Annotated in this window: 11 protein-coding genes; all 11 read right to left on the bottom strand. The window is 33.6% G+C overall.

Features of this window, described 5'->3' with window-relative positions; translation table 11 throughout:
- Window positions 1-56: 56 nt before the first annotated feature.
- Window positions 57-821 (bottom strand): SDR family NAD(P)-dependent oxidoreductase, encoded by a 765-nt coding sequence (locus ABD935_RS13550; protein WP_345192807.1) that lies wholly within the window; start codon window positions 819-821, stop codon window positions 57-59.
- A 43-nt stretch (window positions 822-864) separates the two neighbouring features.
- Complete coding sequence (locus ABD935_RS13545) at window positions 865-2,148, bottom strand: MFS transporter (protein ID WP_345192805.1); 1,284 nt, start codon at window positions 2,146-2,148, stop codon at window positions 865-867.
- Between the two features lie 198 nt (window positions 2,149-2,346).
- Window positions 2,347-3,051, bottom strand: a complete 705-nt coding sequence (locus ABD935_RS13540) for a FadR/GntR family transcriptional regulator (RefSeq protein WP_345192803.1) — start codon at window positions 3,049-3,051, stop codon at window positions 2,347-2,349.
- 175 nt (window positions 3,052-3,226) lie between these two features.
- The gene (locus ABD935_RS13535; RefSeq protein ID WP_345192802.1) at window positions 3,227-4,150 is read right to left on the bottom strand and encodes a polysaccharide lyase family 7 protein; all 924 of its coding nucleotides are present in this window, start codon (window positions 4,148-4,150) and stop codon (window positions 3,227-3,229) included.
- Between the two features lie 24 nt (window positions 4,151-4,174).
- Window positions 4,175-5,092 carry a polysaccharide lyase family 7 protein gene (locus ABD935_RS13530; protein WP_345192800.1) on the bottom strand — a complete coding sequence of 306 codons (918 nt, stop codon included), beginning with the start codon at window positions 5,090-5,092 and terminating at the stop codon, window positions 4,175-4,177.
- 21 nt (window positions 5,093-5,113) lie between these two features.
- Window positions 5,114-6,604: a hypothetical protein gene (locus ABD935_RS13525; RefSeq protein WP_345192798.1), complete on the bottom strand. Its 1,491-nt coding sequence runs from the start codon at window positions 6,602-6,604 to the stop codon at window positions 5,114-5,116.
- Window positions 6,605-6,645: 41 nt separating this feature from the next.
- Complete coding sequence (locus ABD935_RS13520; RefSeq protein WP_345192795.1) at window positions 6,646-7,593, bottom strand: PKD domain-containing protein; 948 nt, start codon at window positions 7,591-7,593, stop codon at window positions 6,646-6,648.
- A 22-nt stretch (window positions 7,594-7,615) separates the two neighbouring features.
- Window positions 7,616-9,091, bottom strand: a complete 1,476-nt coding sequence (locus ABD935_RS13515; RefSeq protein WP_345192793.1) for a RagB/SusD family nutrient uptake outer membrane protein — start codon at window positions 9,089-9,091, stop codon at window positions 7,616-7,618.
- Window positions 9,092-9,109: 18 nt separating this feature from the next.
- On the bottom strand, window positions 9,110-12,193 hold the full coding sequence (locus ABD935_RS13510; protein WP_345192791.1) for a SusC/RagA family TonB-linked outer membrane protein: 3,084 nt from the start codon (window positions 12,191-12,193) through the stop codon (window positions 9,110-9,112).
- A gap of 406 nt (window positions 12,194-12,599) precedes the next feature.
- Entirely contained in the window at window positions 12,600-12,974 is a 375-nt protein-coding gene (locus ABD935_RS13505; protein WP_345192788.1) for a cupin domain-containing protein, read from the bottom strand.
- Window positions 12,975-13,140: 166 nt separating this feature from the next.
- On the bottom strand, window positions 13,141-15,417 hold the full coding sequence (locus ABD935_RS13500; RefSeq protein ID WP_345192785.1) for an alginate lyase family protein: 2,277 nt from the start codon (window positions 15,415-15,417) through the stop codon (window positions 13,141-13,143).
- Window positions 15,418-15,423: the final 6 nt, after the last annotated feature.

Raw genomic sequence — 15,423 nt, 5'->3', positions numbered from 1 at the left:
AAAAGCCGTTTTGTAATATATACAAAACGGCAGTTTATAAAAATTATAAAAAATATTTAAATCCCTAAACCTTGTCCACCACCAACTTGTATAGTTTCAGCAGTTAAAAAAGCAGCATCATCACTTGCTAAGAATGAAACAACAGAAGCTACTTCTTGTGGCTGACCTAATCTTCCTAATAAAATATTGTTCTTCCATGAAGCGAATACTTCTGGCTTAGTAGATTTAATTTCTTTATGAAATGGCGTATCAATAGTACCAGGAGATACAGCGTTTACTCTAATTCCGTATTCAGCAAGATCCTTTGCCAATGCTCTTGTTATGGCATGAACTCCCGCTTTAGATGTTCCATAAATACCAGCTCCAGGGCCACCCGCATTCCAACCTGCAATTGATGTGTAGTTGATAATTGAAGCATTTTTACCCTTTTTAAGAAATGGAATAGCCGCTCTTGATGCAAAAAATGTTGAATCAAGGTTTAATGCCATTACAAATCTGTAAAATTCAGTAGTCATTCCTTCAAACCTAGATCTTCCGCCTAAACCTCCAGCATTATTTACTAGAAGATCAATTTTACCGTACTTTTCACCAATTTTATTGATGTTTGCAGTTACTTCTTCTTCTTTAGTAACGTCGAATCCGTAATATTCAGAAGTGATTCCTTCTACAGCAAGCTCTTCAACTCTTTTAGCTCCTGCTTCGTCTTCAATACCGTTTAATACCACAGTGTATCCGTCTTTACCTAATCTTTTTGCTACCTCGAAACCAATACCTCCTGTAGCTCCTGTAATTACTGCTACCTTACTATTTAAATTGCTCATATTTATAAATTTATTTTTATTACTTAATTATTGATTATTAATATTACTCTGTTGTTTCTCTTACTGGTCCTATATTTTTTATAAACATAAATATTGATAAAACCCCTAATACCACTGCTACACATATGGCAATAAATGCAGGCGTGTATGAACTTGTTGTAATTTGCCCAACAAACCAATTCATTATCATTGGTGATACTGCTGCTACGGTTCCTGCTAATCCAGCTAAAGTACCTACAGATGGCCCTCTAAATAGGTCGCTCGATATGGTTTGTATATTACCAATTGCAAATTGAAATCCAAATAATGCAAGTCCAGCTAAGTAAATAAAAGTCATAAAGTTGTTCTCTCCAACAAACGTAATTATACACACAAAGGCTATCAATATTAAAAGACCTCCTACGGAAATAGTTGCTTTTCTAGAGAAGTCTACAGAACGCTTTTTCATTAACTCTCCTGCAAACATACCCCCTAGAATACTGCCAACTGCGGCCATTAAATAGGATATCCACATTGTAGCTGCAATTTCCTCAATACTCAAACCAAATTTATCATTTAAATAAATTGGCAGCCATCCTGCAAAAAACCACCAAATTGGCTCTATAAAGAAACGACAAGACAATACGCCCCAGGATTCTTTATAACTTAATATTTTAGCCACACTTAAACTTTTAACTTTTTTATTATGAATAAGCTCATCCTTTTCTATTCTATCTGCTATTATTAGGCTTCTTTCTTCTTCGGTTACCCATGGGTGTTTTTCAGGTGTAGATTTGTTTAAGAACAACCATGGAATTACCCACAGCATTCCAACTGCCCCTAAAATTATATATGTTGTTTTCCATCCAAATTGCGTATACAAGAAAACAATTACAAAGGGCGCTATAACATTTCCTATAGACGCGCCAGCATTAAATATACCTTGCGCTGTTGCCCGCTCTTTAATCGGAAACCATTCGCCATTACTTTTTACTGCTCCTGGCCAGTTACCAGCTTCACCTATTCCTAACAAACCTCTAAAAATAGAAAGCGTTATTATTCCTCTAGCAAATGCATGAAAGGCTGATGCCACAGACCATATAATAATAGAAACGGTAAAACCTAATCGTGTACCTATTTTATCATATAATTTACCAGACGCAAATTTCCCTAAGGCGTAACAAGCCATAAATACGTTTAGCATAATGGCATAATCAGACTTATCCATGCCTAAGTCCTCTCCCATTTCGGGCCATAACAATGCAAAAGCCGTTCTATCAATATAATTTATAACGGTTGCTATAAAAATTAATGTAATAATCCACCAACGTAATCCTTTAATTTTCATGTCTTAATGTTTTTTCATTATTATCTATGCACGACTACTTTGTAATCATGAATTGAGTATACAGATATTGATTTTGTTTACTCTTTTTTAAAATTTATTTTAAGAAATACTATTGGTAGAATTTCTTCCCTCCTAATATTTTATTATTCTTTTGAAAAATAAAAGCGTGCATTTCTTATTTTTCAAACTCATTTATTTTTATTTCACATTATAGCAATACTGATATAATACTCTAAAATGATCTTTCATTTTTTGCTTTGCTAATTTAGGGTCTTGGTTTTTTATAGCTTCATAAATTTCTGTATGCTCCTTAACGCCTTCAACAGCTTGATCTGTATCACAGACATGATATTTTTCAAAATCAATAAGAATTTGTGGCGTAATTGACAACATAAACATATTTATAGTCGCATTACCACTTGCTTTTGCAATAGCAAGATGAAACAACAAATCTTCTTGTACAGCATCTTCACCAGATAGCGCAACAGATTCATAGGCATCTAAAGCTTCTTTTATTTTTTCTAAATCATCTTCTGAACGTCTTAATGCTGCTAACCTTACCGTTTTAAGTTCTAATAAAATTCTTGTTTCTACTAACGATTTAAAATCTGGATCTTCAAGCCTTAAAATATCATCAACCATCCCGTTAATAGCCACGGCTCCAATATTTGCAATAAAAGTTCCACTTTGAGGAATCGATTTTAATATGCCATAAAATTCTAATTTCTGAATAGCTTCTCGTATATTACTTCTACTTACACCAAACTTTTCAGACAACATTCGTTCTGAGGGCAATTTATCTCCAGGTTCTAAATTCTTATAATTGATTAATACTCTAATTTTATCGATTATAGCATTTTGTATGTTTTGATTATCTCTAATTATTATTGTTTCTAATTTCATGTGTCTTATTTTAAAAAACTGGTTTACCAAATATTTATGCTAAATGTAACAAAAAAATACATAAACCTATTTTTTCTTCTTATTTGTTAAACTTTACTGGCTAAATTTAGCCAGTAAACCTTAACTTCAAACTAAATAAAAAAACCAACTCAAATAACATTTTAATCACTGATTATTAATGTGATATTTCTAAATCATAATATTTAACTCTTGAAAAAGCATTAGCATCTAATGATACCAGATAATTCCCTGCCTTAAAATAATTTTCAAAAACACTCCACTTTTGAATGTGGATATCATTGTAAACTACTGACTCATTACCATTTAAAATCACTTCCATCCTTCCGCTTTCTACTTTTACTTCTAAAGTAAACTTCTCAAAACCGACATATTCTGAAAAAGTATGTCCTGCATCATCGCCCCAAGAGTCCGTTTTTAAAATATCGGTACCTGAAGCATTCAAGTCTTTTAAAACTTTGGTTTTTACTCTAACCTTACCACCAGTCCAATATATTTTTAACATAGGTGGCGCATTATTATCTTTTTGACCGATTAAATCACGTTGACCGTCTGTTAATCTACCATGGATTTGCATAATAATTGTTCTATGGTAATTACCATTATTGTCTTTTGAAATTTCATCCATTGATAGCGTTCCCTTCATATGTCCACCTTGAGCGAAAGTCCAATTTGTTTTACCGCCATCATTCGGATTTATTAGTTCCCTTAACTCTGTTCTAGAATACGATGAGTTAGCTGTTGAAGCTCCTGGATATGTGTAAAATACTAGCGCTCCATTTATAGAATCATTATAAAAGAAAGGCTTCAAAGTTTCGTTAGTTGCATAATCCAAAATCTCTGGTGGCTTTACTTCGTCTGGTTTCCCGATAGGTAATGTAACTTTCCAATTGTTTAGATTAATTTCGGGTAATTTGGAAGTTATCTCTTCCTCTTCAGTAACATCATCATCCACATCTTCATTACCAACAGCAACAGGCACATCATCAGAACCTCCATTCATACAGCTAAAGTTAAGGCCAGCAATAAGAACTAAAAAAGTTCCTAAAAAAAGCATTTTAATATGGTTTGGTGTTGACATTATATTTATAATCTAAAATTTGAATTAATGACTTACTTCTAGTTCGTAAAACCTAACTTTTGAAAATGAACCTTCATCTCTTGATTGAAAATAGTTGCCTGCTTTAAAGTAGTTTTCGAAAACACCCCATCTACGTATATGAATGCTTTCATAAACTTTAAATTCATTACCATTTAAAACAATTACCATTTTACCTTCTGACACCTTTACTTCAAGTGTGAATTTTCTAAATCCTACTTCTTCTTCAAAATTAAATCCGTCGTCATTATCCCAAGCATCTTCGTGTAATAATTCTTCATCAGTTGCATTCAGATTTTTGAGCACCTTGGTTTTAACTCTTATCTTCCCTTTATCCCAATAAATTTTCAACATTGGTGGTGCATTATTATCATCTTCACCTATTAAATCACGTTGTTCGTTAGTTAAACGCCCATGAATTTGCATGATAATGGTTCTGTGATATTTCCCATCAGAATCTCTGGTGGTTGCATCCATGGCCAATTTACCCTTCATATAAGCTCCATCAGCAAACGTCCAATTGGTATTATTATCACCTGGCACCATTTGTTCTCTTAATTCTGACCGTGTATACTTAGTATTTTTGGTTTTGGAATCAGTTGGCATAGCGTGAAACACAATAGCTCCTTTTGTAGAATCTATATACATGTAAGGTTTAGCTATCTCATTTGATGCGAAATCTAAAATCTCTGGTGGGTTTATTTCAATGGGCTTCCCTTCTTCATTTGCTACTGGCAAGGTCACTTTCCAGTGACTTAAATCAATTTTTGGAAGTTTTACCTTCTTCTTTTTTTTCTTTTTATGCTTTTGTTCAGTTTTTAAATCCGATTCTGTAACGCTACTTTTCTTATTTTGAGAAATAGCGTTAACAGATAGAAACACTATTAAAATTGTTATTAATATTTCTTTTCGGAATTTTTTCATTTAAACTGAATTATTATGGTTCTAATCTAAATATACCTTAACATTATCAATCCATCCATCTTTTGGAGTAACTGCATAAAACATTACAGCAACTTCACCACTATCATTGGAAGTGAACGGTATCTGAACTAATGTGCCTCTTGTAGCATTAAATTTCCCCTCAGCTATAGTTCCAACATGATTCCCTAAATTAGAATCGATATCATCAACAGCATCCGCACCATCAATGTAATGACCATCTAGAACAAGCCCTACAATTCTTCTCCCTCCAATAGGATCGTCTGCAGTATCATCTTTTATAGCATATTCATATTCTAAGATATAATCAGTATTAGGCATTAATTTAAGAGCTTGGTATGCGTATCTAGAACCAGAACTTTGGAGATATCCTCCAGATTGACTTGCGGTCCATTTTGCTCCTGCTGTTTTTTTCCCATTATCTGTTCCATCATAATTTGTCCAAGAGCCATCAGAACTTGATCCAAATGGAGTTGTGGTTCCATCTGTAAAAGCAGTAAACCTCCAATGATCTGTTTTGTTATTAAAATCACCATTTTGAATAACGGAACTTATAGGTTTGTGTAAATAAACATTATCTACATTAAGCGTCGCAGCATCATTTGCCTCACCTCCTGTACCTAGTTCAAATTTTATTTCATCAAATTGAATAACTGGTGCTGAAAAATCAGTAGCCAAATCCAAATCTAAGCTTATCCACTCTCCATCTGTTAAATCTTGATTAAAAACATACTCTGTACTTCCATTAACCAAAATTATTTTTAACTTATCAATACCAACAGCAAATTCTGAATGCACATCAAAATGAATATGTGTAGCTGCAATACCTGTATCAAAAGCATCTGCAACAACAATTTCATCTAATTCAATAGATGCACCAACATCTTCACTAAGTCGGGAATACTGAATGACCTTATTTCCTGAAGCTGTTGTTACCTCTGCATATTGTGCTGCTCCTTCATCAAAATCAACTCCACCAGCTTTATATCTGTAAGAAATAGTACCACCATTATATTCAATACCACTACTGTAAATAGATAATACCTCCTCAAGACCTACAGTTGGCGAATCAGGTGCTGAAGTTACAGATGAAACTTCATGTTTAACGGTTATAGATTCAGACATAGTAACACTTGATAACCCCTTATTAGATTTTGCAGTTACTGTTATCGTGTATGTAACTTCTTCAACCTCATTAGGATAATCATAGGAAACAGATCGTTCTGGCACTGTAATTGTAACAACTGGACTGCCATCTCCAAAATCAACATCATAAGAACTAACTCCAATAGCCAGTGGATTTACAGTTATATAGGTGCCATCTTCCATTCCATTTTCATCTGGACCCGGAATTGCTTTAAAGCTTGAAAATGTAATCTCCGTAAGCCCCGTGCCCATAGTGCTTTCGGTTGGCGCCACAATATCATCTTCTTCACATGACATTATAAGGCCCGTTATCAACAAGGCAAATATTCCTTTTTTTAATAAATTCATAATTGTAAGTTTTTTAAATGTTTTTTTACTCTCTACCAAAATTAGTCTACTGCGTAAACTTTAACATTATCAATATAAACATCGACATCTGTTACCGCATAAATCAATATAGCAACTTCGCCACTAGCATTTGTAGTAAATTCTTGCTCAACTTTTGTATGTGATGTTTTTCCTTTAACTTCATTTGCAACAAATTGTGAAATAGGAGTACTAGCTACTGCATCAGCACCATCAGCAAAGTGACCATCTAAAACTTCTGAAATGATTCTATTACCTCCTGGAGCAACACCTGCTTGTTCTGCTGGTGTCTTTATAGCATATTCATATTCTAAGATATATTTAACTGTACGGTCAACTAATGTAGGAGACACTATAATGGCTTGGTATGCATATCTCGTATTAGAGCTTAAGTAAGCTCCCGCAGAAGTAGATTTAGTCCATTTTGCACCTGCTGTTTTAGCTCCATTATCCGACTCATCATAATTTGTAAAAGACCCATCAGAACTTGAATTATAAGGACTCGTTGTTCCTCCTGTAAAAGAGGAGAATTTCCAATCATTTTGTCCGTCATTAAAATCTCCATTCAAAATTGTTACTGGAATAGGGACAAATTTATCTACTACTTCAACATCTAATGTTACAGTAGTTGACGCTTCATTTGCATCAAGAGCAGTTAATGTTACAGGATAAGTGCCTTCACCAGCTGAAAAAGTATAGATAGGGTCTTTATCTGTTGAAGTATCTCCTCCTCCAAAGTCCCAAAGATATTTGATAGATTCCGTTGACAAATTATTGAATTCTATAATTTTGAAATCTTCAGCATTTGGAATATAAGCAAAATCGGCTGTTGGTAAATTATTATCTACTTGTGAGCCCGCCTCTGGCAAATCAAACTCAAAAGCTTCTTCACAGCTTACCGAGAGCATTATTACCGATATGCATAACAGCACCTTTATGGTATTATTGAAAATATTTAATTGATTTTTCATAATTTTTTAAGTTTATATATTGTTATTGAGGGTTTTGAGTTAAAAGACCATCACTTAAATTAATTTCTCTTGATGGAATTGGTAATAATAACCTTCTAATATTATAACTCGTATACCCCTTTATACTAGCATGTGTACCTAATACATCATGTGCAACCCCTAATCTTAGCAAATCAAAGAAACGATGATTTTCAAAAGCCAATTCTACTCTTCTTTCAAGTAATAAAGCATCTTTAGTTAAAACCGAAGGACGATCTGCAATAGCATCAAACCCTGCTCTAACTTTAACTTCCATATAAGAATCAATGGCATTACTATCAGTAGTATCTCCATCTTGCATAATAGCCTCAGCATGCATTAATAGCACATCTGAATAACGTAAAATAACCCAGTCATTTCCTGCATTTCCAGGTTGTTCTCCATAGGTTGGAAGATTAGTATCAGATATATCAGACCCATCGGGTAAAAACTTTATTACCTCGGCATCCTCTGGTACAGGAAGCGCAGCATCATCACCAAAAGCAGCATAAGAGGCTTCTGTTCTATTTCCACCATAAGCAATAAAATCTTCAGCAAGATTCGGATTAACTATGTTAAGTCCATCCTGTCTACCTTGACGACTATAAGAAGTAAATTCAGATGAAAAACCTTGACTTTCATCTGGATTTCCAGATAAGTACTGAACCGCAAAAATAATTTCGCTATTCAATTCATCATAAAATACATCTCTAAAATTAGGTTCTAAAGCAAAAACAGCACTGTTAATAATATCCTCACACAATTGTTTTGCACCAATATAGTTGCGTGTTGGTTGCGTTAAGTACACTTTTGCTAAAAGTCCTTGAGCTGCAGCTTTAGAAGCTCTTGACTTATGAGTATTATCAAGATAAGTAACTCCTTCTTGCAGATCTAATACAATTTGCTCATACACCGTAGCTTCTGCAACTCTTGTAAAAAGCAATTCTTTTTCTTGAGCACCTACTACAGAAGTAACTAATGGTACAGCTCCGTACAATCTTACTAAGTTAAAATACGCGTAAGCTCTTAAAAATTTAGCTTCGGCTGCATAGCTAATTATGTTTCCAGCATCGGCGTTATCAACGTATTTAAGGACATTATTTGCTCTAAAAATGATTTCATACATAGATTGGTAATAATCTTCGGACTGAACATTATCAGGCTCAACTCTATATCTATGAAAATCGGCTCTTGATCCTTCAAGCGTCTTACTTCTAGTGTTATCAGAGCGATGCTCGGTCAAAAGATACTCTAATTGCACGCCTCTATTGAACCTTATTGAACTTGATTCTGTATTTTCATTTACACCTTGTAAGGCATCATAAATCCCAATAATCCCAGATAGTACATCATCATCTGATTGAAAAAAACTATCAGCAACAATAGCAGAGTCCGGTAATGGGTTTAAAAACTCATCCGTATCACAGGAAACAAACATAGTTCCTGTTACAGCAAAAATTAATAATTTTATATATTTCATAATTAATATTTTCTTTGATTAAAAATTAACGTTTAAACCAACAGACATAGTACGGAACAATGGTGTACCTGCTCTTTGGGCTCCATAAGATTGAGGCGTATTATTACTATCGATATATTCCGGATTAAAACCGTTATAATCATCAGAAGTAATGTATATTAAATTTTGACCCGTAGCATAAAGCCTGCATGATGTCATTCCTAATTTTGATGCCGTATCTTTAGATAAACTATAGCCAATATTTACATTTCTCAATGAAAAATAACCAGCACTCTGAACAACATCATTTGTATGAACTCTCTGTTGAAGAAAAGAAGCATCAGGAATAATTCCAGCATCGACTACTGCTTGTTCATCAGAAGTCCCTCCTTGCCAATATGTTCCGAAATATTGATCTCCAATATTTTTTACTTCAGCACCCTGACTTCCCTGAATCATAAAAGAAAAATCAAAATTTCCAAATTTGAATTCATTTGACAAACTCCAAATAATTTCTGGGTATGGGTCTCCTAAAATAGTTTTGTCATCATCTGTAATTAACCCATCGCCATTCAAATCTTTAACAATAACATCTTCTGACCGTCCGTTAATTGGAATCCAAGGAGAATCCCAATATTCATTGGCTAACTCCTTATCTACAACATAACCATAAAAAGAAGAAATAGGGTTACCTACAGAATTTATCCATTGTGAATTTCTACCAAATCCATCTTCAGTTAATGCGCCATCAGACTCACCATAATCAAGCAATTCATTTTTGTTAGTAGATGCAATTACAGTCGTTTTCCAAGAAAAATTTTCGTTAGTAATATTTTTGGTTCTTAATTCAAATTCCCATCCGCTGTTTTCTACTTTCCCTAAATTCACGATACCATTATTAAATCCAGTAACATAAGACACTGGGTTGTTTAACAATAACTGATCACTTGTTCTTTTATAATAATCTAAAGAACCTGAAATTCTGTTGTTTAAAAATCCAAAATCTAAACCAGGGTTAAATTCCTCAGAAGCTTCCCATTGTAACAATAAGTTTGCAATATTTTTAGGAGAAACACCCGATGCGATACCCCCATTAGTAATAGCATTGGTATTATCCAATTGTGCCAAATAAGGCCATGCGTTAACCAATTCGTCTCCCACATTAAAGTTTTCAGCACCAGTAAGACCGTAACTAACTCTCAGTTTAAGTTTACTAAGAACACCAGATTCTGCAAGAAAATCTTCATTAGACACGTTCCATCCTAAAGATACAGCAGGGAAATCACCCCATTTAGAATCTACGCCAAAAACAGAACTACCATCACGTCTAAAAGAAGCAGATAATAAATATTTATCAGCGTAAGCATAATTAATTCTACCAAAATATCCGATTTTGTTTTGCTCGATATTGAATTCACCTTCTGAAACAACAGTAGTTGCACCTTGTAAATTTTTAAGTAAATCATTAGTATACCCAGTACCTACAATTTGGCTGGTTTCACGTTTTCTTTTTTGAATAGTGACACCTGCTAAAGCACTAATATCATGATTACCAATTTGTTTATTATATGACAAGGTATTATCAGAAATCAGCCTAGTACTAAATCTATTATTCAATAAATATTCAGCTCTACTATTACCAGATGCATGGTGTTGTGTCCCATCCCATCTTGTTCTTTTACGCTGCTCTATAGTTACCCCTAAAGATGTTTTAGCCGTAAGACCATCTATAATTTTATAACTCAAATAGGCAGAACCTAATAATTTAGTATTGAACTCATAATGTTCTCTTTCAACATATTGGGCATAAGGATTAGCATCACCAGAGGTACGCGGTCTGCTATCACTACCGTTACCATCTAAATCTAATTCAACCAAATGATTCTCATAAAAATAATCTCCTACTCCCACATCTGGATAAGCATCTCTATTGATAAATTGTAGTGTTTCTTCTGAATGATATATAGGCAACCAAGGTGATTGTCTTATTGGGTTGTGAACGGACGTAGGTAAAGCTCTTCTTTTTGAGTAAGAAGGTGTTGCGCTCAATCCAAATTTTAACTTCTTGCTTAATTTACTGTCTAGTTTCAATTTTGCAGAATACAATTTATAATCATCAGTTATTACAACACCTTCATCATGTAGGTATCTTAATGACGTAGTGAATTTTGTATCCTCAGTTCCACCACTTGCTGATAAAGAGTGACTTGTAATAAACCCTCCATTAAAAAAAACATCTTGCCAGTCTCTATCAATACCCGTTACTTCTACTATTTTTTGTGCGTATTGGGTAAATTCTGAAAGTTGACCAGTAGCCGCTAACTCTTTAGCCGCCCAACCAGCAACACTTTTCTTATAGTAATCACTTCCAAAGGCATCTTTATATCCTGTAAAAGTATTGTATGAAAATTTTGTTTTTCCAGCTTTTCCAGTTTTTGTTGTAATTAGAATGACACCATTAGACCCTTCGCTACCATAAATAGCTGCAGATGCTGCATCTTTTAAAACTTCAAAAGACTCTACATCGTTCATATCTAAGTTTCCAAGAAAACTAGAATCTACAATTACTCCATCTACTACAACAGCTGGTCCAGAATCAGCAGTAATCGATCCAAACCCCCTAACTGTAATAGTAGGAGCAGCACCAGCTTCTGCAGAACTCGCTTGAATGTTTACACCAGAAACCTGCCCTACTAATGCATCATCAACCCTTGCTACAGCTATTTGGTCTAAACTTTCGTTTACAACTTTAGAAATAGCTCCAGTAAGATGAGATTTTTTCTGAGTTCCATAACCAATTACTACAACCTCATCAAGAGTTGCTAAATCTTCAACAAGTGAAACATTTATAGTTGTTTGATCTCCTATAACTCTAACTTGAGTAACAAATCCAACATAAGAAAATTGTAACACCTCTCCTTTATTAGCTTGAATTTGATAGGCGCCATCAAAATCGGTAGTGGCACCTCTTGAGGTATTCACCACAATAACATTTACACCAGGAATGGGAATATTATCTGTTGCAGAGACAACAGTTCCTTTTATGACCACTCCATCCTGGGCAATTAATACAATATTGAAAAACAATACTGCAATTAGCGTTAGCTTAGTTTTTAAATTCATAATTAGTTTTTTAATGTTTAAAATGATAGTTTATAGTATTTGTAAATACTAATTAGGATACCCCTTTTATAAAACACAATTATTCTATCTAATTTTTGTAATTTTGCAGAATGCATGTTTTTCATGAAAGTGATAACATGTGTTATTTTTTTACTTCCCTCCTAAAAGAAGTAAACTACTTTAAAAAGGATAGGCGTGCACCTGTCCTTTTTTTTTAAGCCCTCATAATGGTTTTGATATTTTTTTTAAAGTTATACATTTAGTTAGTTTTGTTGGTTTTCCAAATTGGTTTACCAGTCTGGAAAACCAAATGTATATTAATTTTTTGTTAAAAACAAATAATTTTGGACTTTAACACTATATTCCATGAAATCTTCACGGATTGGGCTAACAGATTTTTTTCTTATCACTTTTTATCTCCAAAATAAGATGGTCCATCACCAGTTAAGAAATCTTCTCTTACAGGACTAAACGTATCAATTAGTTGTCCTTCTTCTAAACAAACTGCACTATGCAATAAATTAGGCTCAATATACACGCCATCTCCTGCTTCTACAATTTGCTTTACTCCATCAATTTCAAATTCAAATTTACCTGAAACACAATAGGTAGCTTGCGTGTGAAAATGTTGATGTGGCGCACCTAATGCGCCTTTATCAAATTTCACACTTACCATCATGATTTGATTGTCGTAACCTAAGAATTTTCTTGACACTCCTCCTCCAAGCGCTTCCCATTCTATATCTTTTGTAATGATGTACTTTTCGCTAAATCTTTCCATAATTAAAATTTATTTATTTTCTGTTAACGAACTCATTTAAACTTTATTTAATTGGCTGTAAAATGATATTTTTCACTCACTTTTTGTCTTTTTATAACTCCGTAACGATGCTATGCAGTTCAAAAAAGTCTTCAATTGAGCAAAAAATCTCTATTTTTCGCTTCAATCAAAAAAGTTTAAACCAGTTCAAATTATAAACACCTTTCCAGGTATACTCTTTGTTGTTTATTGTTAATTTATGTTCGGCTTCTTCATCATTGTTTTCGTTTGAAATGATGAATAGTTGTTGTTTTTTGTTTTTGGTCAATACCTGCACCGCTGTATATTCTTTTGAATCAAGTACCACACTTACATGTTCTATATTACTATACGCATTCACGGCCAATTCAGAAACTGGACTATATGTTCCATGTGATTCTATTGTTGAAACATACAATGCATTCTTAACATTCTTTTTTCTTAAAATCAATGTTTGCTCATTACGCAAATTAAATTCTGGGTCATTTGCGCCTATTCTACCTATAATAACTTCATCATTATTAAGAGTTACTGCAGAATATGTATAAAACTTATTGTTTCGTAACCAGTTTAGTTTAATGTTTTCTCCCTTAACAGATGCACTGGCTTCTTTATATAAATGCTGATACCCGTCAGATTTCCCTAAAACTTCTGGCACACTCAATTTGTAATACTCAAAATTGGATTGCATAATGTGTCCTAAAAAGTAAAATGGTAAATCATATTGATTTGAATTTTCAGACGACACGCGCATAATATCTAATATATAAGGATTATCATAATCTTCATCCTTTATAGCTACCATAGTTCTATGAAGTTTAGTTCCTGGATAAGCATTTTCTTCTTTAGCACTAGCAACTTGTACATTTTCATCTGCTACATTAAATACATATTTATTTGAATGATGCTTACTAGCCATATCATATTCCCCTTTAAACTGAGACTTTTCATTTTGTGTAATTGTATTGTGAGCTATGGTTTGTTTAGCCCAAGTTTTGTTTTCTTTTAAATAATTTCCACCTCCTTTTTGTTCAATATTTACGAAACGCCCCATGCCGTAATCTTGCACAACCTCATTACCATCTTCAAATAAAGCGAACGATAATTTATCGTAATGCCCATGACTCAATCCATGTGCGGTGTATTTAAATACCAACTCCATATCGTGACTACGTATAATTCCTACAGCACCTTCATCACCATGAGCTCCATCGGATAATTCAATCGATTTTTTAACAAACGGTTTGTCCTTACCTTCTTTTATTCCAAGAGCTACTGCTAAACCTGCATCATCAAGAGTTACTTCATCTTGCTTTTTAGCTATACTTAATAATTCTGGATTATTACCTCCAAAATGATACCCTATATCAACAGTAGAGATCAAGGATGAATTAAAATACGACATACCTTTCTGGGCATCGTTCAACAAAAAGAATTCGCCATCAGCATCCGATAAGTTTAATAAGGCATTAACACTTTTTATTAGCACGCCATCTTTATACTCAAACACCTTATGTTCGGGTTTTATATTTTGAAGCGCCTGTGCAAAAATTAAAAATGGGTACGAAGCATAACGCTGATAATAAGGGCCTTCTGTAAAATATCCATCTGGAGAAAAAGGCTCATCTACATTGGCATAAAAACCTATTTTTTGACCCTCTTTTCTAATATAACCACCATCATTATCCTTTTCATCTGGATTAAAACCTTCATCTCTAACACCATTCAAAGCTCTATCCAAAAGTTCCTCATTATCCATAGCTAATGCAATCATTCCAACAGCAGAATTACCCCAAGTTGCATGGTTATGAACTCGGTTAAAAAACTGCGGATTTTCTTTTGATATGTAATCTGCAAAGGGTCTAAACAAATCAGTTTCTAAAGTATTACGTTCTGCTTCTGATAAAAAATCATAAATACAATCATAAGCTTGACTTGTATACACCAACCAATTAGAATCGTTTAAGCATTGCCAAAATAATTTGCCCCTAGCGTAAGATCGTGGTTTTGGATGGATAGGCCATGTTGGATATTGCTTTGCATATTCAAACAGCATGTCTTTTACAAATTTGGCATATTTATCGTCATCAAGAATTTGATATAAAGCACCGGCTTTTTGCATCAATACATAATTCTTTTTATGTGTTTCATGTGAATATCCTCCTGAATAATCTTTGGGAACTGGCACATCAAAACCATTTTCAATTTCAGCATCAACCTCTTTTTGAGTTGCAGCTAAGGTTTTATCAAAAATTGGAATACTTCCTAGGTTTGCTCTAATATCTTTAACACCTTTTTTTGTTAAAATTAAACTAGGATGTCCTTGACTACTTGATTGACCACTTAATATTTCTTCTGTTTTTTCTTTACAAGAAAGGGCTACAAATAAAACAGCCAAAAGCGAAATTTTAATTTTTGAATTCATAGTAAT

It is taken from the genome of Algibacter agarivorans (assembly GCF_039543245.1).
Lineage (GTDB): Bacteria > Bacteroidota > Bacteroidia > Flavobacteriales > Flavobacteriaceae > Algibacter_G > Algibacter_G agarivorans.
Note: the sequence above shows the minus strand (reverse complement) of the source record. Positions and strands in the feature narration are given on the sequence as shown.